The 23449-nt window shown below is 65.2% G+C and carries 25 protein-coding genes and 1 tRNA gene; 9 read left to right on the top strand and 17 right to left on the bottom strand.

All coding sequences use genetic code 11. The features are described from left to right. The first annotated feature begins 87 nt into the window (after positions 1-87). Together queG and ACTIFF_RS01880 are read left to right on the top strand one after the other, a co-directional pair. Positions 88-1194 carry a tRNA epoxyqueuosine(34) reductase QueG gene (queG, locus tag ACTIFF_RS01885; RefSeq protein WP_439535281.1) on the top strand — a complete coding sequence of 369 codons (1107 nt, stop codon included), beginning with the start codon at positions 88-90 and terminating at the stop codon, positions 1192-1194. Further along, positions 1187-1420 carry a SlyX family protein gene (locus ACTIFF_RS01880; protein WP_439535280.1) on the top strand — a complete coding sequence of 78 codons (234 nt, stop codon included), beginning with the start codon at positions 1187-1189 and terminating at the stop codon, positions 1418-1420. Before queG ends, ACTIFF_RS01880 begins: the two co-directional genes overlap by 8 nt. 266 nt (positions 1421-1686) lie before the next feature. Here the strand turns inward: ACTIFF_RS01880 and gluQRS are convergent, their stop codons facing one another. Next, positions 1687-2619, bottom strand: a complete 933-nt coding sequence (gene gluQRS / locus ACTIFF_RS01875) for a tRNA glutamyl-Q(34) synthetase GluQRS (protein WP_439535279.1) — start codon at positions 2617-2619, stop codon at positions 1687-1689. 46 nt (positions 2620-2665) lie between these two features. Between gluQRS and trxA the strand changes: the two genes are divergently transcribed. Then, positions 2666-3043 carry a thioredoxin gene (gene trxA, locus ACTIFF_RS01870; protein ID WP_439535278.1) on the top strand — a complete coding sequence of 126 codons (378 nt, stop codon included), beginning with the start codon at positions 2666-2668 and terminating at the stop codon, positions 3041-3043. Between the two features lie 84 nt (positions 3044-3127). On the opposite strand, the gene ACTIFF_RS01865 is transcribed toward trxA, so the two are convergent. The 9 genes from ACTIFF_RS01865 to ACTIFF_RS01825 form a co-directional block, all read right to left on the bottom strand. After that, positions 3128-4063 carry a hypothetical protein gene (locus ACTIFF_RS01865; protein WP_439535277.1) on the bottom strand — a complete coding sequence of 312 codons (936 nt, stop codon included), beginning with the start codon at positions 4061-4063 and terminating at the stop codon, positions 3128-3130. Between the two features lie 181 nt (positions 4064-4244). Next, positions 4245-5336, bottom strand: a complete 1092-nt coding sequence (ychF, locus tag ACTIFF_RS01860; protein ID WP_439535276.1) for a redox-regulated ATPase YchF — start codon at positions 5334-5336, stop codon at positions 4245-4247. Beyond that, entirely contained in the window at positions 5333-5953 is a 621-nt protein-coding gene (gene pth / locus ACTIFF_RS01855; protein ID WP_439535275.1) for an aminoacyl-tRNA hydrolase, read from the bottom strand. The genes ychF and pth overlap by 4 nt, the downstream gene beginning before the upstream one ends. Positions 5954-5962: 9 nt before the next feature. Continuing rightward, the gene (locus ACTIFF_RS01850) at positions 5963-6574 is read right to left on the bottom strand and encodes a 50S ribosomal protein L25/general stress protein Ctc (RefSeq protein WP_306477537.1); all 612 of its coding nucleotides are present in this window, start codon (positions 6572-6574) and stop codon (positions 5963-5965) included. Positions 6575-6642: 68 nt separating this feature from the next. Beyond that, positions 6643-7593: a ribose-phosphate pyrophosphokinase gene (locus ACTIFF_RS01845; RefSeq protein ID WP_306477536.1), complete on the bottom strand. Its 951-nt coding sequence runs from the start codon at positions 7591-7593 to the stop codon at positions 6643-6645. A 133-nt stretch (positions 7594-7726) separates the two neighbouring features. Further along, a tRNA-Gln gene (locus ACTIFF_RS01840) sits at positions 7727-7803 on the bottom strand. A 51-nt stretch (positions 7804-7854) separates the two neighbouring features. Then, positions 7855-8760: a 4-(cytidine 5'-diphospho)-2-C-methyl-D-erythritol kinase gene (gene ispE / locus ACTIFF_RS01835; RefSeq protein WP_439535274.1), complete on the bottom strand. Its 906-nt coding sequence runs from the start codon at positions 8758-8760 to the stop codon at positions 7855-7857. Positions 8761-8770: 10 nt separating this feature from the next. Beyond that, entirely contained in the window at positions 8771-9364 is a 594-nt protein-coding gene (gene lolB / locus ACTIFF_RS01830) for a lipoprotein insertase outer membrane protein LolB (RefSeq protein ID WP_439535273.1), read from the bottom strand. Beyond that, positions 9361-11091 (bottom strand): tetratricopeptide repeat protein, encoded by a 1731-nt coding sequence (locus tag ACTIFF_RS01825; protein ID WP_439535272.1) that lies wholly within the window; start codon positions 11089-11091, stop codon positions 9361-9363. Before ACTIFF_RS01825 ends, lolB begins: the two co-directional genes overlap by 4 nt. A 139-nt stretch (positions 11092-11230) precedes the next feature. On the opposite strand from ACTIFF_RS01825, the gene mutM reads away from it, so the two are divergent. Beyond that, positions 11231-12043 carry a bifunctional DNA-formamidopyrimidine glycosylase/DNA-(apurinic or apyrimidinic site) lyase gene (gene mutM / locus ACTIFF_RS01820; protein WP_439535271.1) on the top strand — a complete coding sequence of 271 codons (813 nt, stop codon included), beginning with the start codon at positions 11231-11233 and terminating at the stop codon, positions 12041-12043. 47 nt (positions 12044-12090) lie between these two features. After that, on the top strand, positions 12091-14043 hold the full coding sequence (locus tag ACTIFF_RS01815) for a dynamin family protein (protein ID WP_439535270.1): 1953 nt from the start codon (positions 12091-12093) through the stop codon (positions 14041-14043). 37 nt (positions 14044-14080) lie between these two features. Here ACTIFF_RS01815 and ACTIFF_RS01810 read toward each other — a convergent pair whose 3' ends face one another. The 5 genes from ACTIFF_RS01810 to ACTIFF_RS01790 all read right to left on the bottom strand — a co-directional run bounded on the left by ACTIFF_RS01810 (position 14081) and on the right by ACTIFF_RS01790 (position 18202). Beyond that, positions 14081-14335, bottom strand: a complete 255-nt coding sequence (locus ACTIFF_RS01810; RefSeq protein ID WP_439535269.1) for a YfhL family 4Fe-4S dicluster ferredoxin — start codon at positions 14333-14335, stop codon at positions 14081-14083. Position 14336: 1 nt separating this feature from the next. Next, entirely contained in the window at positions 14337-14837 is a 501-nt protein-coding gene (gene coaD, locus ACTIFF_RS01805; RefSeq protein ID WP_439535268.1) for a pantetheine-phosphate adenylyltransferase, read from the bottom strand. After that, on the bottom strand, positions 14834-15367 hold the full coding sequence (gene rsmD, locus ACTIFF_RS01800; RefSeq protein WP_439535267.1) for a 16S rRNA (guanine(966)-N(2))-methyltransferase RsmD: 534 nt from the start codon (positions 15365-15367) through the stop codon (positions 14834-14836). The genes coaD and rsmD overlap by 4 nt, the downstream gene beginning before the upstream one ends. 103 nt (positions 15368-15470) lie before the next feature. Continuing rightward, positions 15471-16784, bottom strand: a complete 1314-nt coding sequence (locus ACTIFF_RS01795) for a M16 family metallopeptidase (RefSeq protein WP_439535266.1) — start codon at positions 16782-16784, stop codon at positions 15471-15473. A gap of 32 nt (positions 16785-16816) precedes the next feature. Beyond that, positions 16817-18202 carry a M16 family metallopeptidase gene (locus tag ACTIFF_RS01790; RefSeq protein WP_439535265.1) on the bottom strand — a complete coding sequence of 462 codons (1386 nt, stop codon included), beginning with the start codon at positions 18200-18202 and terminating at the stop codon, positions 16817-16819. A 106-nt stretch (positions 18203-18308) separates the two neighbouring features. On the opposite strand from ACTIFF_RS01790, the gene ftsY reads away from it, so the two are divergent. Genes ftsY through dacB form a run of 4 tightly spaced genes read left to right on the top strand, consistent with a single transcriptional unit; the run spans position 18309 to position 22382 of the window. Next, positions 18309-19358 carry a signal recognition particle-docking protein FtsY gene (gene ftsY / locus ACTIFF_RS01785; RefSeq protein ID WP_257096014.1) on the top strand — a complete coding sequence of 350 codons (1050 nt, stop codon included), beginning with the start codon at positions 18309-18311 and terminating at the stop codon, positions 19356-19358. A gap of 22 nt (positions 19359-19380) precedes the next feature. Then, positions 19381-20031, top strand: coding sequence for a cell division ATP-binding protein FtsE (locus tag ACTIFF_RS01780; protein ID WP_439535264.1), 651 nt, complete (start codon positions 19381-19383; stop codon positions 20029-20031). Between the two features lie 10 nt (positions 20032-20041). After that, the gene (gene ftsX / locus ACTIFF_RS01775) at positions 20042-20941 is read left to right on the top strand and encodes a permease-like cell division protein FtsX (protein ID WP_439535263.1); all 900 of its coding nucleotides are present in this window, start codon (positions 20042-20044) and stop codon (positions 20939-20941) included. A 10-nt stretch (positions 20942-20951) separates the two neighbouring features. Continuing rightward, on the top strand, positions 20952-22382 hold the full coding sequence (gene dacB / locus ACTIFF_RS01770; RefSeq protein WP_439535262.1) for a D-alanyl-D-alanine carboxypeptidase/D-alanyl-D-alanine endopeptidase: 1431 nt from the start codon (positions 20952-20954) through the stop codon (positions 22380-22382). A 142-nt stretch (positions 22383-22524) separates the two neighbouring features. On the opposite strand, the gene ACTIFF_RS01765 is transcribed toward dacB, so the two are convergent. Together ACTIFF_RS01765 and ACTIFF_RS01760 are read right to left on the bottom strand one after the other, a co-directional pair. Next, positions 22525-22848 (bottom strand): DUF3135 domain-containing protein, encoded by a 324-nt coding sequence (locus tag ACTIFF_RS01765; RefSeq protein ID WP_439535261.1) that lies wholly within the window; start codon positions 22846-22848, stop codon positions 22525-22527. 82 nt (positions 22849-22930) lie between these two features. Beyond that, positions 22931-23281 carry a hypothetical protein gene (locus tag ACTIFF_RS01760; RefSeq protein WP_069039577.1) on the bottom strand — a complete coding sequence of 117 codons (351 nt, stop codon included), beginning with the start codon at positions 23279-23281 and terminating at the stop codon, positions 22931-22933. Positions 23282-23449: the final 168 nt, after the last annotated feature.

Below are 23449 nucleotides of genomic sequence, written 5' to 3'. Positions count from 1 at the left end.
TCGCCATTATCAGCCGCCGGCCGCCTTGCCCGGAATCCATCGCCACTGAAGCACGATGCGGCGTCAGCACCGTTTCAAACTCGATCCATGCCCGCACGCCCGACCGCCCCCATCTTCCTGCCCGGTTCGCCCGAAGCGCTGGCCGCGCAGATCCGCGGCTGGGCGCATGAACTGGGCTTTGCGTCCGTCGGCTTTGCCGGTGTCGATCTGGGCGACGCGGAAACCCGGTTGATGGACTGGCTGGCCGCCGGTCGCCACGGCGACATGCACTACATGGAACGGCACGGAACGGCACGCGCACGGCCGGCCGAGCTGGTGCCGGGCACGCTGTCGGTCATCAGCGTGCGCCTGCCGTACTGGCCTGACCCGCAGCAGGCCACCGACGCACAGTCTGTACTCGACGACCCCGACGCCGCCTACGTGTCGCGCTACGCGCTCGGCCGCGATTACCACAAGGTACTGCGCGCCCGGCTGCAGGCGCTGGCCGATCGCATCGAAGCTCGGGTCGGCCCGTTCGGCTACCGGGCCTTCACGGATTCGGCACCGGTCATGGAAGTCGAAATCGCGCGCCGCGCCGCGCTGGGGTGGCGGGGCAAGCACACGTTGCTGATCCATCGCGACGCCGGGTCGCTGTTCTTCCTGGGCGAGCTGTACACCAATCTGCCGCTGCCGGCAGACACGGCGCAGCCCGACCACTGCGGCACCTGCACGCGTTGCATCGACGTGTGCCCGACCGGCGCCATCGTCGCGCCCTATCAACTGGACGCACGACTGTGTGTGTCCTATCTGACGATCGAACTCGACGGCTCGATTCCCGAGCCGCTGCGACCAGCGATCGGCAATCGCATCTATGGCTGCGACGACTGCCAGCTCGTCTGCCCGTGGAACCGCCACGCCCAGCTCGCCGTGGAACCCGATTTCGCGGTGCGCAACGGGCTCGATCGTGCGTCGCTGACCGAGCTGTTCGCCTGGCGCGAAGACGAATTCGACACGAAACTTGCCGGCAGCGCGATCCGTCGCATCGGCCATGCGCGCTGGCTGCGCAATATCGCCGTCGCGCTCGGCAACGCGCCAGCCGCCGCATCGAACATCGCCGCCCTCGCTGCGCGCGCCGACCACCCTTCGGCCATGGTGCGCGAACACGTCGCCTGGGCACTCGCCCGACAACATCAACCGGATTCCCAGCATGACTGAGCCCCTCAAAACCGAACGATTCGATGAGCTCGAGGCGCGCATTGCGATGATGGACGACCTGCTCGACACGCTGAACCGCACCGTGTTCGACCAGCAGCGCCAGATCGAATCGCTGCAGCAGCAGCTGCGCCATCTTTACCAGCAGATGCAGTCGTCGCAACAGGCCGACGCCGACCGCAGCGCCGACGCACCCGACCTGAGACAGGACATCCCGCCGCACTGGTGACAGCGGGCGACGGGAGCAAGCCCTTGCCGGACCGCTGCGCGGTACAGGAAGACTCCGTTGGAAGGGGCGTAGTGCGGGAGTTGCAAGTGGGAGCGGGTGCTGTGGGAGCGTCCTGTGGGAGCGGCGGCCTCGCCGCGATACGCACTTTGCACGGCGATGGTCGCGGCACGATCGCGGCGAGGCCGCCGCTCCCACAGGCCGCCGCTCCCACAAAACCCTCGCCGCTCCCACCCGCCGATCCCACGACGGCTGCCGCAGCGCGGAAGTCAGCGATCCTGCGCTTCGAGTGCGCCAACGCACGACGCCAGCCGCCAGTGTCCGATCGCCCACGCGAGCAGGGCATCACGACCGGCCGCGATGACTTCCGCAGGCGGCGCGTGATTGAGGAAGCACAGTGCTTGCGCCAGATCCGGAACGGCGTTGGCGGCTTCGAGCGGTCGGGCCAGCGTCTGCTTCGACAGCTTTTCACCGTTCGCATCCAGCACCAGCGGCACATGCGCATAGCGAGGCCGCATCAGCCGGAGCGCCTGCTGCAGCAGGATCTGGCGCGGCGTGGAACCCAGCAGGTCGGCACCGCGCACCACATCGGTCACGCCCTGCTCGGCGTCATCCACGACCACCGCCAGTTGATAGGCGCAGAAACCGTCGGCGCGCCACAACACGAAATCGCCGACATCCGCCGCGACGTCGATGGACTGCACACCGCAGATGGCATCGTCGAATGTGACCACACCGGGCGGCACACGGAAGCGCCAGGCGCGCGGCGGGGTGCCGATCCGGTCGCGACAGGTGCCCGGGTAGCGGCGCGTGCCGTCAGGCGACAGTGGCTGGTGTTCCAGATCGCGCCGGGTGCAGGCGCAGGCGAACGCCAGGTCATCTGCGATCAGGCGATCGAGCGCTGCGCGGTAAAGGCGTGTGCGCAGGCTTTGCCACGACAACCCGCCATCCCAGTGCAGGCCGAGCGCGTCGAGTTGATGCAGGATGGTATCGGCAGCAACCTTGCTGCAGCGGGGTTCATCGACATCCTCGATGCGCAGCAGCCACTGGCCGCCGTGCGCGCGGGCGTCCAGCCAGCTGGCGAGCGCCGCAACCAGCGAACCCTTGTGCAAGGGCCCGGTCGGACTGGGTGCGAAGCGGCCGACGTACGGCAGCGCCCGCCCCACATGTGGAGCATCCGGGGCGCGACTATCGGCTACCATGCGCCGTCACCCGCAAACGCCCCACCACGACAGCCCAAGGATAACCATGGCCACCCTCGACCTCACCGCCGACACCTTCAACACGACGATAGAAAACAATCCATTCGTCCTCATCGATTTCTGGGCCTCGTGGTGCAGCCCCTGCCGCAATTTTGCCCCGGTGTTCGAAGCCGCGTCGGAAAAGCACCCGGACATCGTGTTCGCCAAGATCAACACCGAAGAGGAACAGGGCATCGCCGCTGAATTCGGCATCCGCTCGATTCCCACACTGCTGCTGTTCCGCGACCAGATCATCCTGTACTCGGAAGCCGGCGCCCTGCCCGCGATGCAGCTCGAACAGCTGATAGAACAGGCGCGTGCGCTCAACATGGACGCGGTCCGCGCCGAAATGGCGGAGACGGCGGCGAAGGAAGCGAAGGGCTGAAATCCGGTCCGTCCGCGTGGGCAGTCTTTCGCGGCCACAAGCCGGCAGATTCGCGTTCATATTGTCGACGCAGCAGACCGGGCGTCATCGGGTGATGTTCAGCTGCCCGGGATCAAGCATCAGGAAGCGGGCACACTGGCCGGCAGCGTGGTCGCCATCGTCGCTGACGATGATGATTTTCGGTTGGCTGTCGATGATGGCAGGGCAGATGCCCTCGGCACGTTCGAAGCCTGGCAAGCCTGCGACGTCGACCCGGTGTGCGGGCTCGCCGGAAATGCCGCTCCAGAACCAGAGACGAAAATGCGCTGTTCCGCCTGCCACCGGTCCACTGCTGAGCAGGTAACCGCCCAGTGACGGAATGCGCGACAGGCTGCGCAGGCCGTCGCCGTCGAGATCGAGGGTGATCAGCGACGCGACGATGCGCGGAGGCGCCCCGGCGTCGAACATCGCTGCAGTGTTTTCCAGGCTTGCGATCAATGCCCGCCCGTCCAGCAGCGGGCTACGGAAACCGATCAGCAGGGTCTGACCATCCAGGCCGAATTCCAGTGCCTCGATGTTCAGGCCGCCTTCGCGCTTGACATCGAGTTTTGCGGCAGCCGCTGCGAGCACCGGATGGGCCGCCAGCAGCGCCGGCTTCAATCCATCGACGACCTTGGGTGCGACCACCCGACCCGCTTCGATCCGGAAGCGGACCAGCTTGTCGCGCGACTTCTTTTCATCCCCATCGCCGTCGCGCGAGTGCGACGTGACCGCGTGGATGTTTCCCGCGATGTCGAGCGCGATGCCTTCAAGATCATCCAGCTTCCAGAAATCGTCACTGGAGTCCAGCCATCCTTCGAGCCACCCGCGTCGCAGCGGCGTGCTGTCGACACATCCGTCGGGATCGATGCTTACCAGACTGAACGGGCGCTGCCTTTCATCCTCGAGCACCAGGAAGCGTCCGTCAGCCAGCTGCTGGATGGCGGACGGCTCGTGAATGCCGGTCAGCGGCAGAAATGCGGGCGCATTGTGTGCAGTCATGATCTCGCAGCCTTTCAGGTGTCACTTGGACGCGCGTGCCGAAGCTTCACCGGCACGATAGTCCACCGCAGCCCATTTCGGGTCAGGTGAGCGCGACGCAAGGTCATGCGACAAAAAACCCCTGTATCCGCAGGAATACAGGGGTTCGCGCGTCGGGTACTGCGTCGCGGTGGCGGGACCGTCAGACGTTGAACAGGAAATTGAGTACGTCACCGTCCTTCACCACGTATTCCTTGCCTTCGGCGCGCATCTTGCCGGCTTCCTTTGCACCGTGTTCGCCCTTGAAGGCGATGAAGTCGTCAAAGGCAATCGTCTGGGCGCGGATGAAGCCGCGTTCGAAGTCGGTGTGAATGACACCCGCGGCCTGCGGTGCGGTGTCGCCCTTGTGGATGGTCCAGGCGCGCACTTCCTTGACGCCGGCGGTGAAGTAGGTCTGCAGGCCGAGCAGATCGTAGCCGGCGCGGATCAGCCGGTTCAGGCCCGGCTCGTCCAGGCCGAGATCGCTGAGGAAGGCCATCTTGTCGGCGTCGTCCAGATCGGCCAGTTCGGCTTCGATCTTGGCGCACAGCGCGACGACCGGCGCACCCTCCTTCGCGGCGTGCTCTCGCAGGCGATCGAGGTAGGGGTTGTTCTGGAAGCCACCTTCGTCGACGTTGCCGACGTACATCGCCGGCTTGAGCGTCATCAGGCACAGCGGCTTGAGCAGCAGCCTCTCGTCGTCGCTCAGCGCCAGCGTGCGCGCGGGCTTGCCTTCGTTCAGGTGCGGCAGCATCTTTTCCAGCACGGCGCACAGCTTCTGCGCGTCCTTGTCCCCGGCGCGCGCCTTCTTCGTGTCGCGGTTGAGCGTGCGCTCGACCACGGCGAGGTCGGACAAGCCAAGTTCGGTCACGATGGTTTCGATGTCGGCAATCGGATCGACGCGACCATTCACGTGCACGACGTTTTCATCGTCGAAGCAGCGCACGACATTCACGATGGCATCGGTTTCACGGATGTTGGCGAGGAACTGGTTGCCCAGGCCTTCACCCTTGCTCGCGCCGGCGACCAGACCTGCAATGTCCACGAACTCGACGATGGCCGGCTGGATCTTCTGCGGTTTGACGATTTCCGACAACGCCGCGAGCCGCGGATCCGGCACCTCGACGATGCCGACATTGGGCTCGATCGTGCAGAACGGGTAGTTCTCCGCTGCAATGCCAGCCTTGGTCAGCGCATTGAACAGGGTGGATTTGCCGACATTGGGCAGACCGACGATGCCGCATTTGAGGCTCATGAGGGGTTTCCTTGTTTGGGCGGCTTTGCATTGAGCAGGGTGAACACGCGCGTCCAGTCACCGGCCGCGATCAGCGGCCAGGCGTCGAGTGCGCGCCCGATGGCGGCATCGATGTCGCGCTGTTCGTCGGCGCGCGGCCGGTGCAGCACATAGTCGGCGACTTCCGCACCCGGCGCCAGCTGACGCGGGTGACCGATGCCGATGCGCAGGCGCCAGTAATCGTGGGTGGCCAGATGGGCGCTGATGTCCTTCAAGCCGTTGTGCCCGCCGAGACCGCCGCCGAATTTCAGGCGCAGCTCACCCGGCAATACGTCAAGTTCATCCTGTACGACCAGAATCTCGGCCGGATCGATGCGGTAGAAGCGCGCGAGCGCGCCGACCGACTGTCCGGACCGGTTCATGAAGGTCTGCGGCAACAACAGCGTGATGCCGTCGGCACGCGAACTGCCGACCAGGCCGTTGAAGCGCGGTTCGCGACTCAACGTGATGCCGAGCTTGCGTGCCAGCTGCTCACAAAACCAAAACCCGGCGTTGTGCCGGGTTTCGGAATACTCCGGACCGGGGTTGCCCAGTCCGACGACCAGCCGGGGCACGGCTTTGGCACCGTTCCCGGACATCGCGTGCGATTACTTCTCGGCTTCGCCGTCGGTGGCGGCGGCTTCGTCGGACTTGGCGCCGCGCGGCAGCGTCAGCGTCGCAACGACCGGGTCAGTGCCGTGAACGATGATTTCGACGCCAGCCGGCAGCGGAATCTGCGACACGTGGACCGACTGACCGACCGACAGGCCGGACAGATCGATTTCGAGGTATTCCGGCAGCGCGCTGGGCAGGCACTTGATGTCGATTTCGTTCATCACGTGCGATACGACACCGCCCTGCATCTTCACGCCCGGTGCGTTCTCGGCGTTGACGAAGTGCAGCGGCACCTTGGTGTGCAGTTCGTGCGTCAGGTCGACACGCTGGAAATCCACGTGCATGACCTGCTGGCGATAGGCGTGCATCTGCGTGTCACGCAGCAGCACCGATTCCTTCTTGCCGCCGACATTGATGGTCAGCACCGACGCGTGGAACGCTTCCTTGCGCAGGGCGTGGAAGATCTCGTTGTGGTCGAGGGTGATCGGCAGCGCCGGTTCGGTGCCACCGTAGATGATGGCCGGCACCTGCGATGCGCGACGCAGGCGGCGGCTCGCTCCGGTGCCCTGTGCTTCGCGCGTATTCGCGTTGAGTTCGATAGACATGATGACTCCAGGTAGATGAAGCCGCCCGCGACCAGGCGGCTGGGGTGTCCCGTTTCAGAGAACGATGTTCATTCCATGAAAAGGGACGAAACGGATTCTTCGTTGCTGATGCGCAACAGGGTTTCGGCCAACAGTTCGGCAATCGACACCACACGGATCTTGCCGCAGGCCTGCGCGGCCGGCGACAGCGGGATGGTGTCGGTGACGACCAGCTGGTCGAGATCGGACTGTTCGATGCGGCTCACCGCCTCACCGGACAGCACCGCATGGGTACAGTAGGCCAGCACACCAGCTGCGCCATTTTCCTTCAGTGCCTGCGCCGCCTTGCACAGCGTGCCGGCGGTATCGACCATGTCATCCATGATGACGCAGGTACGTCCGGACACGTCGCCGATGATGTTCATCACTTCCGACACGTTCGCCTTCGGACGACGCTTGTCGATGATGGCGAGATCGCATTCGAGACGCTTGGCAAAGGCGCGCGCCCGCACCACACCGCCGACGTCGGGCGACACCGCCATCATGTTCGGGTATTCCTTCTTCCAGATGTCGCCCAGCAGGATCGGCGTGGCGTAGATGTTGTCCACCGGAATATCGAAGAAGCCCTGGATCTGGTCAGCGTGCAGGTCGACCGTCAACAGCCGTTGCACCCCCACGGCCTGAAGCATGTTGGCAACCACCTTGGCGGTGATCGGCACACGCGCACTGCGCGGCCGACGGTCTTGCCGGGCGTAGCCGAAATAGGGCATCGCAGCCGTGATGCGACCGGCCGAAGCACGCTTCAGGGCATCGACCAGAATCACCAGTTCCATCAGGTTGTCGTTCGTCGGCGCGCCGGTCGGCTGCAATACGAACACGTCCTTGCCGCGGACGTTTTCGAGGATTTCGACATTCACTTCGCCGTCGGAGAAGCGACCGACCTGGGCGCGTCCCAGCGACATGTTCAGCCGCTTGGCCACATCCGCCGCCAGTTTGGGGTTGGCGTTGCCGGTAAAGATCATCAGGCTGTCGTAAGCCATGCTGCCTCGCGATACGTGGTGAAAGCTCAACTTTAGACCGGACCGGCCGGCACTGCCCGCATCGGCAATCCGCCGACGCCCTTAAAACAACTCGGGCAGACCCGCACTCACTGCGAGTCTGCCCGATACGATCTGGCTGAGGAGGAAGGATTCGAACCTTCGCATGCCGGAATCAAAATCCGGTGCCTTAACCAACTTGGCGACTCCCCAAAACTGCTGCAATGCCTTTACGGCATCGCCCTTCAAAGCTGAACTGCGTAATCACTCTGCCGTTGCGCTGTACAGCGGATGCACATCGATGCCGCGTGCAACGAACACCTGCCAGTTTTCAGGCCAGCGGGCGGACATCGTTGCCTGCACCCTCTCGGCGTCGTCGAACGTCGCGCATTGCGCAAAAACGCAGGCACCGGAGCCGGACATCCGCACCTGCCGATCGCCAACGGCGTCACCGACCAGACTGACCGCCTCGGCCACTGCCGCATAGTGCATCTCGGCAACCGGCTGCAGATCGTTGCGCCCGAAGAGCCTGCGCTCAACAGCCGCTGCAGCAAAGTCCGCTATTTTGCAAGGTTCGGTATTTCGTGTCAATTCCGGCGCGGCGAAAATAAGCGGGGTCGGCACCGACACGCCGGGTGCCACCACGATGTAAGCGGCCGGCGGAAGCATGACCGGCTGAAGTCTCTCACCGACGCCTTCGGCAAAGGCGGACCGACCGAACACGAACACCGGCACATCCGCGCCCAACTGCAGCCCGAGCGCCTGCAGACGCTCCCGTCGAAGATCAAGTCGCCACAGGTGATTCAGCGCGATCAGCACAGTGGCGGCATCCGAGCTGCCACCGCCCAACCCGCCGCCCATCGGCAGGCGCTTGTCCAGTTCGATGTCCGCCCCTTCAGTGCAGCCTGTTGCCGACTGCAGAAGTCGCGCTGCGCGCACGCACAGATCATCTTCCGCAGCGACACCCTCCAGCGGGCTGACGCGGCGGATGTTGCCGTCGGTGCGTGGCGCAAAGCGCAGGCGGTCGCCGAAATCGAGAAAGCGGAAGGCGGTCTGCAGCAGGTGGTAACCATCGGGCCGGCGACCGATCACATGCAGAAACAGGTTGATCTTGGCTGGTGCATCGAGCCAGACGCCCCAATCGACGGCGTGGGTCTCGGCAACACTCATCGGGTGGCGCTCATTTCACCGGACTCCACTCGTCGATCAGCAGCCGGAATGAATGTTCGCCGTCGCTCGCTTCGATCAGACGCGGCAGCGCGTCCGCACTGTCGTCTTCGTATCGGACGAACTCAACGCGCCAGCCGCGTTCCGTCAGGGCGGCAATGCGACCGGCCCCGTCACGCGACGTGACCGATGCACCGCCCGGCCGCCCAGTGACCCAGTAGGCGGCACCCGTCAGCGGAATGTCGGCCCCGAACGCAGCGCGCGCCAGTTCGTCCAGCGTGGCTGCGCGGGTGACGCGCTGACCGTCATCGACCAGACGGACGCCGCTGGCGTCGCGCGTCAGCTGGGCCAGCACCTTGCCGAGCGGACCATTGATCTGAAGCTCGTCGCGCTCCGGCGCGTGCTGCCAGTCGAGGCTGGCGGATGCGGACTGGTCCGGCCCCTTCACGACGAAGCGCCCGCTGAGCGAAAACGCAGCGGCGCGTTCGTCACGCGCCATGCTGCGGATCAGCCCATGCTCATCGAGACTGACAGGCGGCCGGGTTGCGCACGCCGACAGAGTCGCTGCGCACGCGGCAACGAGCGCCATGCGGACTGCAGATCTCACGGAACGAAGCGCTTGATCGTCGATTCGAGCGCTGCATTGTCAGGGTGCTGGGCGGCCACGGCGCGCCACAGTTTCACCGCATCTTCCTTCTGGCCCAGCAGCCATTTCACTTCGCCCAGATGGGCGGCGATTTCAGGGTCCGGTCGGATCGAGAACGCGCGCTCGAGATAGGTCAGCGCACCATTCAGGTCACCTCGCCGGAACATGACCCAACCCATGCTGTCGAGAATGAAAGGATCGTCGGGCGCGAGTTCCAGCCCCTTGGCAATCAGCGTCTGCGCCTCTTCCAGGCGGATGTTGCGCTCGGCGAGCGAGTAACCGAGCGCGTTGTAGGCATGCGCATGATCGGGCTTGACTTCGATCAGGCGACGCAACCGCTGTTCGGCAACCTCGATACGGTTGTCGCGTTCGGCGAGCATGGCGGTTTCGTAGAGCAGCTCGGGCTGATCCGGCTCCGCTGCCAGCGCCGCCTCGAGCACCGCCTCGGCTTCTTCGCCGCGGTTGGCATCGCGCAACAGCTGGAATTCGAGCATGGCCGAACGCGACTTGCTGCCGCCCGGCCGGTCGGCCAGCTGGCGCAGATGAGCGCGCGCATCCTCGATGCGGCCCATGCGGCTCAGCAGAAGCACATAACGCCCTTGCGCGCCCAGGTAGTGGTCGCCCTGGCCGACCTGCTGGTACCAGTTCAGCGCGTCTTCGTTCTCCTTCAGCTCTTCGGCCAGCTGCGCGAGGTAGAGCCTGACCAGATTCGGGTCCTGGTAGCGCATGCCCAGCAGCTTGGTGAAGTAACCCTGGGCGCCCTTGTAATCCTGCGTCTGCATCGCCAGCACACCGACGGCAAACACCACATCTGCATTGTCCGGCGCACCGCCGAGCAGGATTTCAAACTGCTTGCGTGCGTCCACATAGTTGCGTTCTGCCACCAGCAGGCGGGCGAACTGCATGCGGACTTCGCGCGCATCCGGATAGCGTTTGAGGTGCTGCTCCATCAGCTTGCGCGCAGCGAGCTGGTCTGATTCGGCTGTGGCCTGGGCGCGCAGCAGCAGTCCGGCTTCCCATTCCGGTCGCAGTTCATTGGCGCGGATGGCCGATTCGAGCGCACGCTTGGGCTCGCGCGCGACCATGGCCGCCTGCGCGCGGGCGAAGTGCGCTTCGGGCAGCGTGAGATAGGGCTCGGTCAGCCGCTCGACCATGCGCATGGCCTCAGCCTTGTCGCTGAGGCGGCCGAGCACCCGGTTGAGCCGGAGCAGGCTCTCGCCGATCTGCGAACCTTCCTGCGCGAGTAGCGCGACCAGCTGCGGTTCGAGCTCCTGCGGCCGGTTGGCATTGACCAGCAGGCCGGACAGCATCTGCCTGGCCTGCACCGACTCAGGATCAAGTTCCAGCCAGAGCTGGGCCGCCTGCAGCGCAACTTCGCTCTGCCGGCTGAAGGCGGCGATCTCGGCCGCGCGCTTGGCGATGCGCGGGTCGCGCGTCGATTGCGCCAGATCCATGTAGGCAGACGCCGAAAGACCCAGTTCGCCGCGCTGGGCTGCAACTTCGCCGAGCAGCAGCTGATAGGTGATCTGGCGCGTCAGTTCGACGTCGGGCAGCGGCGGCACGCGCGGCGCGACGATCACCGGTTCGGGCTGTTCGGCGCTGACGGCCGTGGCTGGCGGCTTGCTGCCGGTCTGGGCGCAGCCGCCGAGCAGAAGAACAAGTGCAAGCAGCAGGGGGCGGTTTGTCATGGGCAGAATCGCCTGGTGGGTTCAGAGTACGCTTGCGCGATTAAGGCCTTGGAGTACGCCGACCGGAAATCGTTGCAGCCCCCGGCGCGTGATGGTATTCCAAATCCCGATTGGCCGTCGCGCACCTGTCTGTCGTTTCATGCCTGAACTTCCCGAAGTCGAAATCACCCGCCGTGGCATCGCCGGCCCGCTGACCGGCCGCCGGATCGATGCCTGCACCATTCGCAACGGCGCACTGCGCTGGCCGGTGCCTGCGCATCTCGCCGAATCCTTGCCCGGACAGACGCTGCGCGACATCGACCGGCGCGCCAAATACCTGCTGCTGCGGCTCGACCGCGGCACATTGATCATTCATCTCGGCATGTCCGGCAGTCTGCGTGTGCTGCCGAGCGGCACGCCCGCCGAAAAGCATGACCATATCGATATCGTGTTCGGCGAAGCGACCTTGCGCCTGCGCGACCCACGACGTTTTGGCGCCATGCTGTGGCACGACGGGCCGGACGCGCTGCATCCGCTGCTGGCCCACCTCGGCCCCGAACCGCTGGGCGCCGATTTCAGCGCCGGAGCGCTGGCGGGTGCTCTGGCGCATCGACGCTGTGCAATCAAACTGGCCATCATGGACAGCGCCGTCGTGGTCGGCGTCGGCAACATCTATGCGTCGGAAAGCCTGTTCCGGGCGCGCATCCGGCCCGGCAAGGCGGCGCACCGACTGACCGGCCCGCAGGTCGCCCGGCTGGCCGACGAAATCCGCCAGACGCTGCGCGACGCGCTGGCCGCCGGCGGCAGCACGCTGCGCGACTTTCTGCACACCGATGGCCAGCCGGGATACTTCCAGCAAAGCTATTTCGTCTATGGCCGGGATGGCGAGGACTGCCGGGTGTGCGGAACCGCCATCCGCAGCCGTCGTCTGGGCAACCGATCGACCTTCTTCTGCACAGCCTGCCAGAGATAGCGCGCGCCACGTGTGCTAGATTGCCAAGTGACTGGGTGGAGAGCGCAATGAGCATGCAGGAAGAATTATCGGTCTATGGCAGCTGGCGCACGCGCGTCGAGCAGACCATCGTCCGTATCCGCGGCTGGCTCTTCGAAAGCAATCTGAGCGACGCCCACAACGACCAGTGCATCGAACAGTTGCTGCTCAAGCTGCGCGACGACCGGCTGGTCGTGGCCTTCGTTGCCGAGTTTTCACGCGGCAAGTCCGAATTGATCAATGCCATCTTCTTCGGTGACCAGGGCGCTCGCGTGCTGCCGTCCAGCTCCGGGCGCACCACCATGTGCCCGACCGAGCTGATGTACGACGCAGTGCGGCCGGCCTGCATCGAGCTGTTGCCGATCGAAACCCGTCGCGGCACGACCACGGTGTCCGATCTGAAAACCCAGCCCGGCGCATGGCGCCGCCTGCCGCTCGATACAACGTCGGCGGCATCGATGCAGCAGGTGCTCGGCCGGGTCAGCGAACAGCGAAAGGTCACGATCGGCGAAGCCGAGCAGCTGGGATTCCACATCGACCTGAGCGGGGAAAACGGCCTGCAGCCGGACGCGAACGGCATGGTGGACGTACCCGCCTGGCGACACGCGGTCATCAACATGCCGCACCCATTGCTGCGCCAGGGCCTGGTCATCCTCGACACGCCCGGGCTGAATGCCATCGGTGCCGAACCGGAGCTGACGCTGTCGCTGCTGCCGTCGGCGCACGCGGTACTGTTCGTGCTGGGCATGGACACCGGCGTCACGCAAAGTGATCTGTCGGTCTGGAAGACACATGTCACCGCGGCGGGCGGCTCACGCCAGGGTCGGCTGGCCGTGCTCAACAAGATGGACAGCCTGTGGGACGGACTGCGTTCCGAAGCCCAGATCGACGCGGAAATCGGGCGCCAGATCGCGTCCTGCGCGGCGACACTCGACCTGCCGGAAAACCGCGTTTTCCCGGTGTCCGCCCAGAAGGGGCTGCTGGCGCGCATCCAGCGCGACGGCACGCTGCTGGCCCGCAGCCGCCTGCCGCAGCTGGAACGGGCGCTGGTCGAGGACCTGCTGCCGGCCAAGCGCGACATCGTGGGCGCTGCGGTGGAACATGATGCAGGCGGCCTGCTGGCCCGCACGCACGACATACTGATCGGCCAGAAAAAGGCGCTGGATGATCAGCTGGCGGAATTTTCCGACCTGCGTGGCAAGAACCGCGGTGTCATCCAGTACATGCTGAAGCGTGTGCGCGCCGAAAAGGAAGAGTTCGAGCGCGGCCTGGAGCGCTTTTACGCAACGCGCAACGTGTTTTCGTCGCAGACCAATACACTTTTTGCCCATCTGGGCATGGACGCGCTGCGCACCCGCACGGCACAGACCCGCGAGCAGATGGAAAAGGCCAACTTTTCACTGCAGTTGCGCGATGCGATGAATGCCTTCTTCGGCGATGTGCGGGGCAGCCTGCAGAAGTCGGCGGTCAGCGTCGATGAAATCTTCAGGATGATGGAAGCGATGTATCAGCGCTTTTCCACCGAACATGACCTGCGGCTGGGCGTACCGGTGCCGTTTTCGGTCCAGCGCTACGAAAAGGACATCACCCGGCTTGAAAAGGCCTTCCACCAGCAGTTCAACACCTGGCTGAACATGCTCACGACGGAAAAGCGACAGCTCACGCAGCGCTTTTTCGAAACGGTGGCGGTGCAGGTGCGCAAGCACATGGAGGTGGTGAACCGCGATGTCGAGCATTGGTTGCGCGCCATCATGGCCCCGCTTGAAAACCAGGTGCGCGAACATCAGAAGCAGTTGAAGCGCCGCCTGGAAAGCGTGAAACGCATCCATGAAGCCACCGACACGCTCGAAGACCGGATCGAGGAGCTGCGCCAGAGCGGTGTGGCGATCAATCAGCAGATCGAGGAACTGGCGCGGCTGCGTGCCTCGCTGGATGCCGCGCTGAAGGCCGCGGTGATTCGCGAGATGGACGCCGCCGCCTGATGCGTTTGCGGTCGTCGCACTTCGAGCCTGTGGGCGCTCAGACCTTGGCGGCCGTGAGTATGTGGTACTTCGCCATCAGCTGATCGTGCGTTTCCTTGCGGTTCGGGTCGAGCGGAATGCAGTCGACCGGACACACCTGCTGACACTGCGGTTCGTCGAAATGGCCGACGCACTCGGTGCATTTGCCCGGATCGATCACGTAGATTTCCTCGCCCTGCGAAATTGCCCCGTTCGGGCATTCCGGTTCGCATACATCGCAATTGATGCATTCGTCGGTAATGATCAAAGCCACTTCAGTTGCCTCCACTCATTTCAGCCAGCTTGGCGCTGATGCGCGCCAGCACCGAAGGCTGCACAAACTTGCTGACATCGCCGCCCAGTGAGGCGATTTCGCGCACCATCGTGGCCGAGATGAACATGTACTGGTCGGCCGGTGTCAGGAACACCGTTTCGACGTCGGCTCGCAGCGAGCGGTTCATTCCTGCCATCTGGAATTCGTATTCGAAGTCCGACACCGCACGCAGTCCGCGCACGATGATGCGCGCATCGCAGGTCGCGAGGAAGTCCATCAGCAGGCAGGAAAATCCGCGCACTTCCACATTCGCATAAGGCGCAAGAATCTCGCGTGCCATGTCGACACGCTCATCGGTTTCGAAGAACGGCCGCTTGGAGCGGCTTTCGGCAACGCCGACAATGACCCGATCGAACATTGCCGCCGCGCGCCGCACCAGGTCCTCATGGCCGCGGGTGATCGGGTCGAATGTTCCGGGATAAACCGCAATGGTGCCGTTCATGTTCGTTCCAGCAACTGGTAATGGACTTGCCCGGCCTGCCCTTCGCGCGTCAAGCGGAAGTTTCCGAGGATCGGCACTGGATGTTCCGCCTCGCAGTAGATCACCGCACCTTCCGCAGCCAGTGCATCGAGATGCGGGGCCAGCCGGTCGAGCAAGCCGTGCCCATAAGGCGGATCGAGGAACAGCACATCGAACTGTCGGGGTGGATCGAGCACGAATGTTAGCGCATCGCCCCGCACCAGTTCGACCTGGGGCGCCGGCAGTTGTTCGACCGCCTCGCGCAGGCGGGCAAACGCACGCACGTCGCGTTCGACCAGCGTGACGGATTCTGCGCCGCGCGATGCCGCTTCGAAACCGAGTACGCCGGTACCGGCGAACAGGTCAAGGCAGTGCTGACCGCTCAGGTTCTGCCCGAGCCAGTTGAACAGTCGCTCACGGACCGCGTCAGGCGTGGGTCTGAGGCCGGGTACGCCTGCCACGGGCAGCAGACGACTGCGCCATCGGCCGCCGATGATGCGAATGCGTGACATGACCGCGATTCTAACCGCGGCGCCGCCGCCGCAAAGCCGAACCACGCGAGAAGTGCCGGCACGGCCCCGCGCGCGTCCGCGGCGGGTTCGTCAGGAACGCCCGTCAATCACCCGCGACGATCACGCGCACGATATGGTCAGCCGACAAGCGGCGCTGGAAGGCATCCTTCACCTGGGCAGCAGTCACCGCTTCGGCGCGCTCGGGAAACTTCTTCAGCCAGTCGAGCGGCAGGCCATAGAAGCCGATGACGGCCAGACTGTCGAGCAGCTTGCGATTGCTGTCGAGGCGCAGCGAGAAGCCATCGACCAGATTGCGCTTGGCGGCCCGCAACTCGTCCTCGGTCGGCCCCTTGGCGATGAAGGCAGCCAGCGTGTCATCGACCACCTTCAGAGCGGCGGCAGCCTGGCTGCGCTCGGTCTGCAGGCCGATCTGGAAGGGTCCGAGCTGGCGCTGCGGGTTGAAATAGCTGTAGACGCTGTAGGCATAGCCGCGCTTTTCGCGCACTTCCTTGGTCAGCCGCGACACGAAACCGCCGCCACCCAGGATGTAGTTGCCGACCTGCAGCGGAAAGAAATCAAGGTCGCCGCGCTGCAATGCGGGCTGACCGATGAAGATGTGACTCTGGTTGGCCGGGTGGGCGATGTTTTCGGTTTTCGCCTGCGGCAGCGTCACCGCGGGAAGTGGCGCAAGCGGCTCACCCTGCGGCAGATCGCCGGTCAGCTGCACGGCAATCGCTTCTGCCTGCTCGCGCGTCACGTCGCCGACGATCGACACGACGGCGCGCGGTGCGACGTAGTGCGTACGGTAGTGCTCGAGCAGATCGTCGCGACTGATCGCGGTGACCGATTCGATGGTCGGTGTGCGGCCATAGGGATGGTCGCCATACAGCGCACGGGCGAAGCGCTTGCTGCCGATTGCATCGGGCTTTGTGTCCGCCTCGCGCAGACCGGATATGGCGCGCGCCTTTTCGCGCTCCAGCACGGCAGCCGGAAACTCGGGCCGCGTCAGCAGGGTGTGCAGCAGTGCGAGCGACCCTTCGCGTTCGCGGGCACTGGACAGCGTGCGCAGCGACAGGCCGGCACGATCGTTGTCTGCCACGCCGCCCAATTGGGCGCCCAGATCGGTGAATCGCTCGGCCAGCGTGTCTTCGTCCAGACCGCCCGCTCCGGTGTCGAGCAGGCTTTGCGTCATCGACGCGACGCCGCTCTTGCCTGCCGGATCGCGCGCTGCGCCGGCGTCGAAATCGACCTGGACGTCCAGAATCGGCAGCACGTGACTTTCCACGAAGTACACCCGGGCGCCGTTGGGCGCCACCCAATGCTGGATATCGACGTTTGCGGCGGCCGGCAGTGCGGCGGCAGCCGCGACGAACATGAAGGCAAGGCGCGTCAGCGCGTTGCGGAAAGATGGGTTCATCCGTTTCCCCTGCTTGAAATCGGTGGGCACGCTCAGTGACGCAGGCCGGCGGGCTTGGCGCGCGGCTTGGCGTTCGGGTCGAGCGGCTGCGGGTCGAGCACCGCGATGGTCAGCGTGTCGTCGCCGAAATATTTCTGCGCCACCGCCTGCACTTCGGCTGCAGTGACGGTACGCAGCTTGTCGAGCATGCGGTCGCCATCGCGCCAGTGGTAGCCAGCCGCCTCGAGACGGCCGATCTCCATCGCCTGCACATAGGTGGAATCGCGCTTGTAGACCTGCGACGCAATGGTCTGGGTCTTGATGCGTTCGAGTTCTGCATCCGACACGCCTTCATCCGCGATGCGCTTGATTTCCGCCCGCAGCGCCGCTTCGAGCTCCTGCACGGTCTTGCCTTTGGCCGGGGCGCCGCCGAGCACGAAGGTGGCTTCGCCACGCGACGTCGAGTCGTAGTAGGCGCCGATTTCGGTCGCGATCTGGCTGCCGCGCACCAGGTTGCGCGACAGGCGCGAGGCGGCGTGGCCGTCGAGAATGCCGGCCAGCACGTCGAGCGCATAGGGCTCGCGATCGTTCTCTACATCGGCCAGCCGCGGCGCCTTCCACGCCATCAGCAGCTGCGGCACCTCGGCCGGTGCCTTGACGACGACGCGCCGCTGACCGGTCTGCACCGGTTCGGCGGTCGCCTTGCGCACCGGCAAGGGCTGACTTTTCATCTTGCCGTACTGTTTCCTGACCTGTTCGAACACCTTCTTGTGGTCGACATCACCCACCACCACGACGTAGGCGTTGTTCGGGGCGTACCAGCGCCGGTACCACTCGCGTGCGTCATCGGCGCGCATGTTCTCGAGGTCGTTCATCCAGCCGATGATGGGCCGGCGGTATGGATGCGCAGTGAAGGCGCTGGCCATCAACTGTTCGTACAGCTGCGACTGTGGCTTGTCGTCGGTGCGCAGCCTGCGCTCTTCCATGACCACCTTCAGTTCGCGGCCGAATTCCTCGTCGGTGATGACCACGTTGCGCATGCGGTCGGCTTCGAGTTCGATCATGCGCGGCAGCGCGGCCGCCGGGACGCGCTGGAAATAGGCGGTGTAGTCCTGGCTGGTGAAGGCATTGTCGCTGCCACCGGCACGGGCGACGATTTCGTTGAATTCGCCCGCCTTCAGCTTCTTCGTGCCCTTGAACATCATGTGCTCGAGCACATGCGCCACGCCGGTGGTGCCGTCGTGTTCGTCCATCGCCCCCACGCGATACCACACCATATGCACCGCCACCGGTGCCCGCCGGTCTTCCTTGACGATGACGCGCAGGCCGTTCGCAAGGGTGGTCTCGTACGGGTTGGCAAGCACCGGACGCGCCGCCAGCGCGCATGCCGCCAGAGCGCTGCACAGCGCGATACCACGGGAAAAACGGCGCAAATCCATCTGATACACTCTCCGGCAGTAAATGTGAGCGCGGCGAAATCCGCCTTCACGCCTCTGTTCCAAAGCCTTGCGCAAGCCGCAAGGTGTTCCAGTGACCGTCTCCCACATGTTTGGTTTCTTCAAGAAAGACAAAGCCGCCGCGCCCGACGCCAGCGATGCCGTACCGGCCGCGCCTGACGTGGTCGCGGCGCAGGATAGCGCGCCTGCCGCCGACGCGCCGAAATTGTCGTGGGCGCAGCGGCTGCGCGCCGGGCTGTCGCGCACGCGTGCCCAGATCGGTGGCCAGCTCAATGCGCTGTTCCTGCGTACCAAGGTCGATGACGAGCTGCTGGAAGAGCTGGAAACCCTGCTGATCACGTCCGACGTGGGCATGGATGCCACCACCCATCTGCTCGACCGGCTGCGCGACCGCGTGAAACGCGAACGCATCGAAGAACCGGCGAAGTTGCGTGACGTGCTGCGCGAGGAACTGACCCGCCTGATCGCGCCGCTCGAGAAGCCGCTCGACGTGGACGCGCACAAGCCGTTCATCATCATGATTGCCGGCGTGAACGGCGCCGGCAAGACCACGTCGATCGGCAAACTGGCCAAGCATTTCCAGTCGCAGGGAAAGAGCGTACTGCTGGCTGCCGGCGACACCTTCCGCGCCGCAGCGAGAGAACAGCTCGAAACCTGGGGCGCTCGCAACAACGTGGCGGTGATCGCTCAGGATTCGGGCGACCCGGCTGCCGTGGTGTTCGACGCGGTCAATGCCGCCCGCGCGCGCGGCATCGACATCGTGCTGGCGGATACCGCCGGCCGCCTGCCCACCCAGCTGCACCTGATGGAGGAGATCGCCAAGGTGAAGCGGGTCATCGCCAAGGCGGATCCGACCGGGCCGCACGAGGTGCTGCTGGTGCTCGACGGCAACATCGGCCAGAACGCACTGGCGCAGGTGAAGGCCTTCGACGCCGCAATCGGCGTGACCGGACTGATCATGACCAAGCTCGATGGCACGGCGCGCGGCGGCGTTATCGCGGCCATCGCGAAACAGCACGCGCCGTCGCGTCCGATCGCGCTGCGCTACATCGGCGTCGGTGAAGGCCTGGACGATCTGCAGCCGTTCAATGCGGCGGAATTCGTCGATGCCCTGTTCGAACCGCCGAGATCCCTCTGAAAGCAGCCCGAGCCCACGCCGCATGATCCGTTTCGCTCAGGTCACCAAACGCTATCCGGGCGGTCACACCGCGCTCGACCAGCTGGACTGCGACATCGCACGCGGCGAAATGGTCGTGGTCAGCGGCCACTCCGGCGCCGGCAAGAGCACGCTGCTGCGCCTGCTCGCCGTGCTCGAACGACCGACCGAAGGCAAGGTGCTGGTCGGTGGCGAGGATGTGTCGGCACTCAAGCGCGCCGCCCTGCCCTACTGGCGCCGGTCGATCGGCCTCGTGATGCAGGACCAGCGCCTGCTGTTCGACCGCAGCGCATTCGACAATGTCATGCTGCCGCTTTCGATCAGCAGCCACCCGCCGCGCGAAGCGGCCAACCGGGTGCGTGCCGCACTGGAACGCGTCGGACTGTCTGGACGCGAAAAATCGATGCCGGTCGAGCTGTCGGGCGGTGAACAGCAGCGCCTGACCATTGCCCGCGCCATCGTGAACCGGCCGCAGATCCTGCTCGCCGACGAACCGACCGCCCACCTCGACGACGCCTACGCGCGCGACATCGCAGAGCTTTTCCGCTCATTCAACGAAGCCGGCGTCACCGTGCTGCTGACCACGCATGACGACGCGCTGTTCGCACGCTACGCACCGCGCAAGCTGGTGCTTGCCCAGGGGCGGCTGCAGTGAGGTGTCTGAAATGAGGTGGCTGCGCCTGCAGTTGCGTGCCGGGCTGCGGGCGGCGCGCCAGATGGCCCGTCAGCCTTTCAACACCTTGCTGGCCGCGCTGGTTGTGGGCATCGCCGCGGCGTTGCCGGCCACCGGCTACATGCTGCTGGGCAATCTGCAGCGACTGGCCGGCAATGTCAGCGCCGCCCCGGAGATTTCCGTGTTCATGCAGCCAAGCGCGAACGCCGACGCGGTCCGGACCGCCGACCAGCGTATCCGCGGCCTGGCGAAGGAAGCGAAGGTCGAACTGGTGTCGCGCGACGCGGCACTGAAGCGATTCCGCGACAACGACGCATTGGCCGAAATCCTCGACGCACTGCCCGACAACCCTTTTGCCGATGCATTCGTGGTCCGGCTCGATTCGGCGGACGCCGCCCGGCTCGAAACGCTGCGCGCCGAATTCGCCAGACTGCCGGAGGTCGACCACGTACAACTCGACTCTGCATGGGCGAAGCGGCTCGACGCGCTGATTGCGCTGGGCCAGCAGGCGGTGACGATGCTGGGCGTCGTGCTCGGCCTCGGTCTGGTTGCCGTCACCTTCAATACGATCCGGCTGCAGCTGCTGACGCAGCGCGACGAGATCGAGGTCAGTCGCCTGCTCGGCGCCACCGACGCCTGGATACGTCGCCCCTTCCACTGGTTCGGTGCGCTGCAGGGCCTGCTCGGCGGCGCACTCGCCGGCGTGCTCGCCCTGCTTGCGACGCGCGCATTGGCCGGGCCGGTGGCCGAAATTGCCGGTCTGTACAGCCTGGAATTCGTGCTGCGGCCCCTCGCGCCGGCGCACTGGGCTGCGCTGCTTGCCCTGTGTGCGGCACTCGGCTGGCTCGGTGCCAGCGCCTCGGTACGCCGCCATCTGTCGCGCATTGCCTGAGCGGGCTGTCGTGCGTCTCGCGCTCGCCGTTCTGCTCGGTCTGATCGTTGCACCGGCCTGCGCGGTACTCCCAGCGCCGGTATTGCAGGCGCTGCGCGCTGCCGACATTCCCGCAACATCCATTTCGGTCATGGTCCAGTCGGTGGATGGCGGGCCCGCGCGCATCAGCCATCGCGCGAAGGTACCGATGAATCCGGCGTCGGTGATGAAGCTGGTCACCACTTACGCGGCCCTCGACAGTCTCGGTCCCGCCTACAGCTGGCGCACCGACGCGCTGATGACCGGCCGGTTGGCCGACGGCGTGCTCGATGGCGACCTCGTGCTGCGCGGCGGCGGCGATCCGTCGCTCAGCATCGAACAGTTCTGGTTGCTGCTGCGCGACCTGCGGGCGCGCGGCGTGCGCGACATCCGCGGCGACGTGATCACCGACCGCTCGGCCTTCGCGCCGGTGCGACACGACCCGGGCGCCTTCGACAACGAGCCGCTGGCCGCCTACAACGTCGGTCCGGACGCACTGCTGCTGGCACACAACGCGCTGCGTGTGCGCCTGCTGCCTCAGGCCGGTGGCGCTCCCGCGCTGTGGGCCGAACCTCCGCTCGATGGCGTGCAGATCGACAACCGCGTGCAACAGGTCGAGGGCGAATGCGGCGACTGGAAGGACAGTCTGACTGCGAAAGTCCTGCCGGCTGCAGACCGCAGCACGCTCACACTGCAGATCACGGGGCGCTTCGCTCGACCGTGCGGCGAACGCATATGGAACATCGCACCGCTGCCGGCCGACGAGTTTTTCGCCCGCGCCCTGCGCGCAATGTGGGCCGAGCTGGGCGGACGGATCACCGGGCGGGTGCGCGACGGCGCAACGCCGCCGAACGCGCTGCCTCTGGCAGGCATTGATTCGCCGCCGCTGGCGCAGGTCATACGCGACATCAACAAGTACAGCAACAACGTGATGGCGCGGCAGTTGTTCCTGACGCTGGGCAGTGGCGCCGGGGCGCCCGCTGATACCGCGGCGGCCGACGCCGCCGTGCGTGCGTGGGCGACGCGGCGCGGTCTGGCACTGCCCAGCCTGGTGCTGGACAACGGCTCCGGTCTGTCACGCAACGAACGACTGTCGGCCGCCGACATGGCTGCGCTGTTGCGCCACGCCTGGGCGAGCAGTGTCATGCCTGAATTCGTGTCATCGATGCCCGTGCTGTCGGTCGACGGCACACTGCGACGTCGGCTGCGCAATTCGCCGGCCAGCGGGCAGGCGCATCTGAAGACCGGATCGCTGTCCGATACGCGATCGATCGCCGGCTATGTTCTGGATCGCAACGGCCAGCGCGTGCTGATGGTGGCCTGGCTCAACCACCCGAATGCGGGTCGCGCACAGCCGGTTCTGGAAGCCTTGCTGGAATGGGTGTGGGCAGGCAACCGGCAGTCCTTCCCGGTCACGGAATGAGGCGCACCGCCCGCCGGATTGGCAGAAGGTGGTCGCAGTCCGGATCGCCACGGTGGCCGTCCAGTCGCTCCGCGGGCCTGAGCCTGCGCATCGACTGCCGACCCGATCTGCCATGGCAACCCGGTCTGCGTTCCGGCGACGTTCAGGAGCCGCGAAGGCCCTGACGCAATGAAGTCTGCAACGCGGACGTTTCGCGGTGCAGCGCCATCAGACGTTCCGACAGCGCAAGAAGGTAGTCTTCCATCATGCGCGACAGCTCGCGCACCGACTGGTTGGGCGACCCGGCCATGGCACGGCTGGCGTCGATCTGGCCCTGCAGGTCGCGCAGCACCGCCTGTTTTTCAGGCGGGCAGGTATTGATGAATTTTTCGATCACGCGCCGTCGCTCCGCGAAGTAGGTCTGTGGATCGGACTGCGCAAGATCCTTCCAGACGTCAAAATCGAAGTCCTCTGCTTCTTCCGACACTCAATGTCCTCCGCCGAATCCGATTGCCGAGTCGATCACTGACTCGATCCCTGAAGGCGATTGGAACACAAGGGTCGCGGACTTAACGCGGGAGGGTTTCACGGGCGGCGACCAGGCGGGCCGCCTGTTCGACGCCCTGGTAGGCGAGCTGACCCGACAGATCGGGGCACAGTGCATCGGTATGCACCATGTCGAGCGTGGTCTGCACCCAGGCGCGCACTTCCTGTGCACGCATGAACAGGCCGCGCGCGTCGGCTTCGGCGGCTTCATCAGCCAGACTCAGGGCTGTCACCATGGCTTCGTTGCCGAGCATTTCGATCGATGCCATCAGGCGCATGATTTCTGCGTGATGCGCTTGCACGCTCGCTGCCGGCAGCAAGGCTGCAGCGGGAAACGGGGACGAAATCGGCTGGATGAGAGTTGCTTCGGCCATGATGAGGCTCCTTCGTCGTTCGATGGACGGATTACCGTTGGTATCTGTTTATCGACCGCAACGACCCACTCTTTAGGGTCAGAGACTCCTGCCGGCAAATCCCCTCCAAGCTATTGAAGCAAAAAGAAAAAGCCCGCCCCATCCTGCGATGGGGCGGGCTTTCAGGCG

The organism is Methyloversatilis sp. (assembly GCF_051861465.1).
In the GTDB taxonomy this organism is placed as follows: Bacteria; Pseudomonadota; Gammaproteobacteria; order Burkholderiales; family Rhodocyclaceae; genus Methyloversatilis.
The sequence above is the reverse complement of the archived record's forward strand: the minus strand, read 5'-3'. Positions and strand labels throughout refer to the sequence as shown.

Coding starts and splice junctions, on each gene's coding strand:
- queG (WP_439535281.1), top strand. CDS start 88: ATGCCCGCACGCCCGACCGCCCCCATCTTCCTGCCCGGTTCGCCCGAA.
- ACTIFF_RS01880 (WP_439535280.1), top strand. CDS start 1,187: ATGACTGAGCCCCTCAAAACCGAACGATTCGATGAGCTCGAGGCGCGC.
- gluQRS (WP_439535279.1), bottom strand. CDS start 2,619: ATGGTAGCCGATAGTCGCGCCCCGGATGCTCCACATGTGGGGCGGGCG.
- trxA (WP_439535278.1), top strand. CDS start 2,666: ATGGCCACCCTCGACCTCACCGCCGACACCTTCAACACGACGATAGAA.
- ACTIFF_RS01865 (WP_439535277.1), bottom strand. CDS start 4,063: ATGACTGCACACAATGCGCCCGCATTTCTGCCGCTGACCGGCATTCAC.
- ychF (WP_439535276.1), bottom strand. CDS start 5,336: ATGAGCCTCAAATGCGGCATCGTCGGTCTGCCCAATGTCGGCAAATCC.
- pth (WP_439535275.1), bottom strand. CDS start 5,953: ATGTCCGGGAACGGTGCCAAAGCCGTGCCCCGGCTGGTCGTCGGACTG.
- ACTIFF_RS01850 (WP_306477537.1), bottom strand. CDS start 6,574: ATGTCTATCGAACTCAACGCGAATACGCGCGAAGCACAGGGCACCGGA.
- ACTIFF_RS01845 (WP_306477536.1), bottom strand. CDS start 7,593: ATGGCTTACGACAGCCTGATGATCTTTACCGGCAACGCCAACCCCAAA.
- ispE (WP_439535274.1), bottom strand. CDS start 8,760: ATGAGTGTTGCCGAGACCCACGCCGTCGATTGGGGCGTCTGGCTCGAT.
- ACTIFF_RS01825 (WP_439535272.1), bottom strand. CDS start 11,091: ATGACAAACCGCCCCCTGCTGCTTGCACTTGTTCTTCTGCTCGGCGGC.
- mutM (WP_439535271.1), top strand. CDS start 11,231: ATGCCTGAACTTCCCGAAGTCGAAATCACCCGCCGTGGCATCGCCGGC.
- ACTIFF_RS01815 (WP_439535270.1), top strand. CDS start 12,091: ATGAGCATGCAGGAAGAATTATCGGTCTATGGCAGCTGGCGCACGCGC.
- coaD (WP_439535268.1), bottom strand. CDS start 14,837: ATGAACGGCACCATTGCGGTTTATCCCGGAACATTCGACCCGATCACC.
- rsmD (WP_439535267.1), bottom strand. CDS start 15,367: ATGTCACGCATTCGCATCATCGGCGGCCGATGGCGCAGTCGTCTGCTG.
- ACTIFF_RS01795 (WP_439535266.1), bottom strand. CDS start 16,784: ATGAACCCATCTTTCCGCAACGCGCTGACGCGCCTTGCCTTCATGTTC.
- ACTIFF_RS01790 (WP_439535265.1), bottom strand. CDS start 18,202: ATGGATTTGCGCCGTTTTTCCCGTGGTATCGCGCTGTGCAGCGCTCTG.
- ftsY (WP_257096014.1), top strand. CDS start 18,309: ATGTTTGGTTTCTTCAAGAAAGACAAAGCCGCCGCGCCCGACGCCAGC.
- ACTIFF_RS01780 (WP_439535264.1), top strand. CDS start 19,381: ATGATCCGTTTCGCTCAGGTCACCAAACGCTATCCGGGCGGTCACACC.
- ftsX (WP_439535263.1), top strand. CDS start 20,042: ATGAGGTGGCTGCGCCTGCAGTTGCGTGCCGGGCTGCGGGCGGCGCGC.
- ACTIFF_RS01760 (WP_069039577.1), bottom strand. CDS start 23,281: ATGGCCGAAGCAACTCTCATCCAGCCGATTTCGTCCCCGTTTCCCGCT.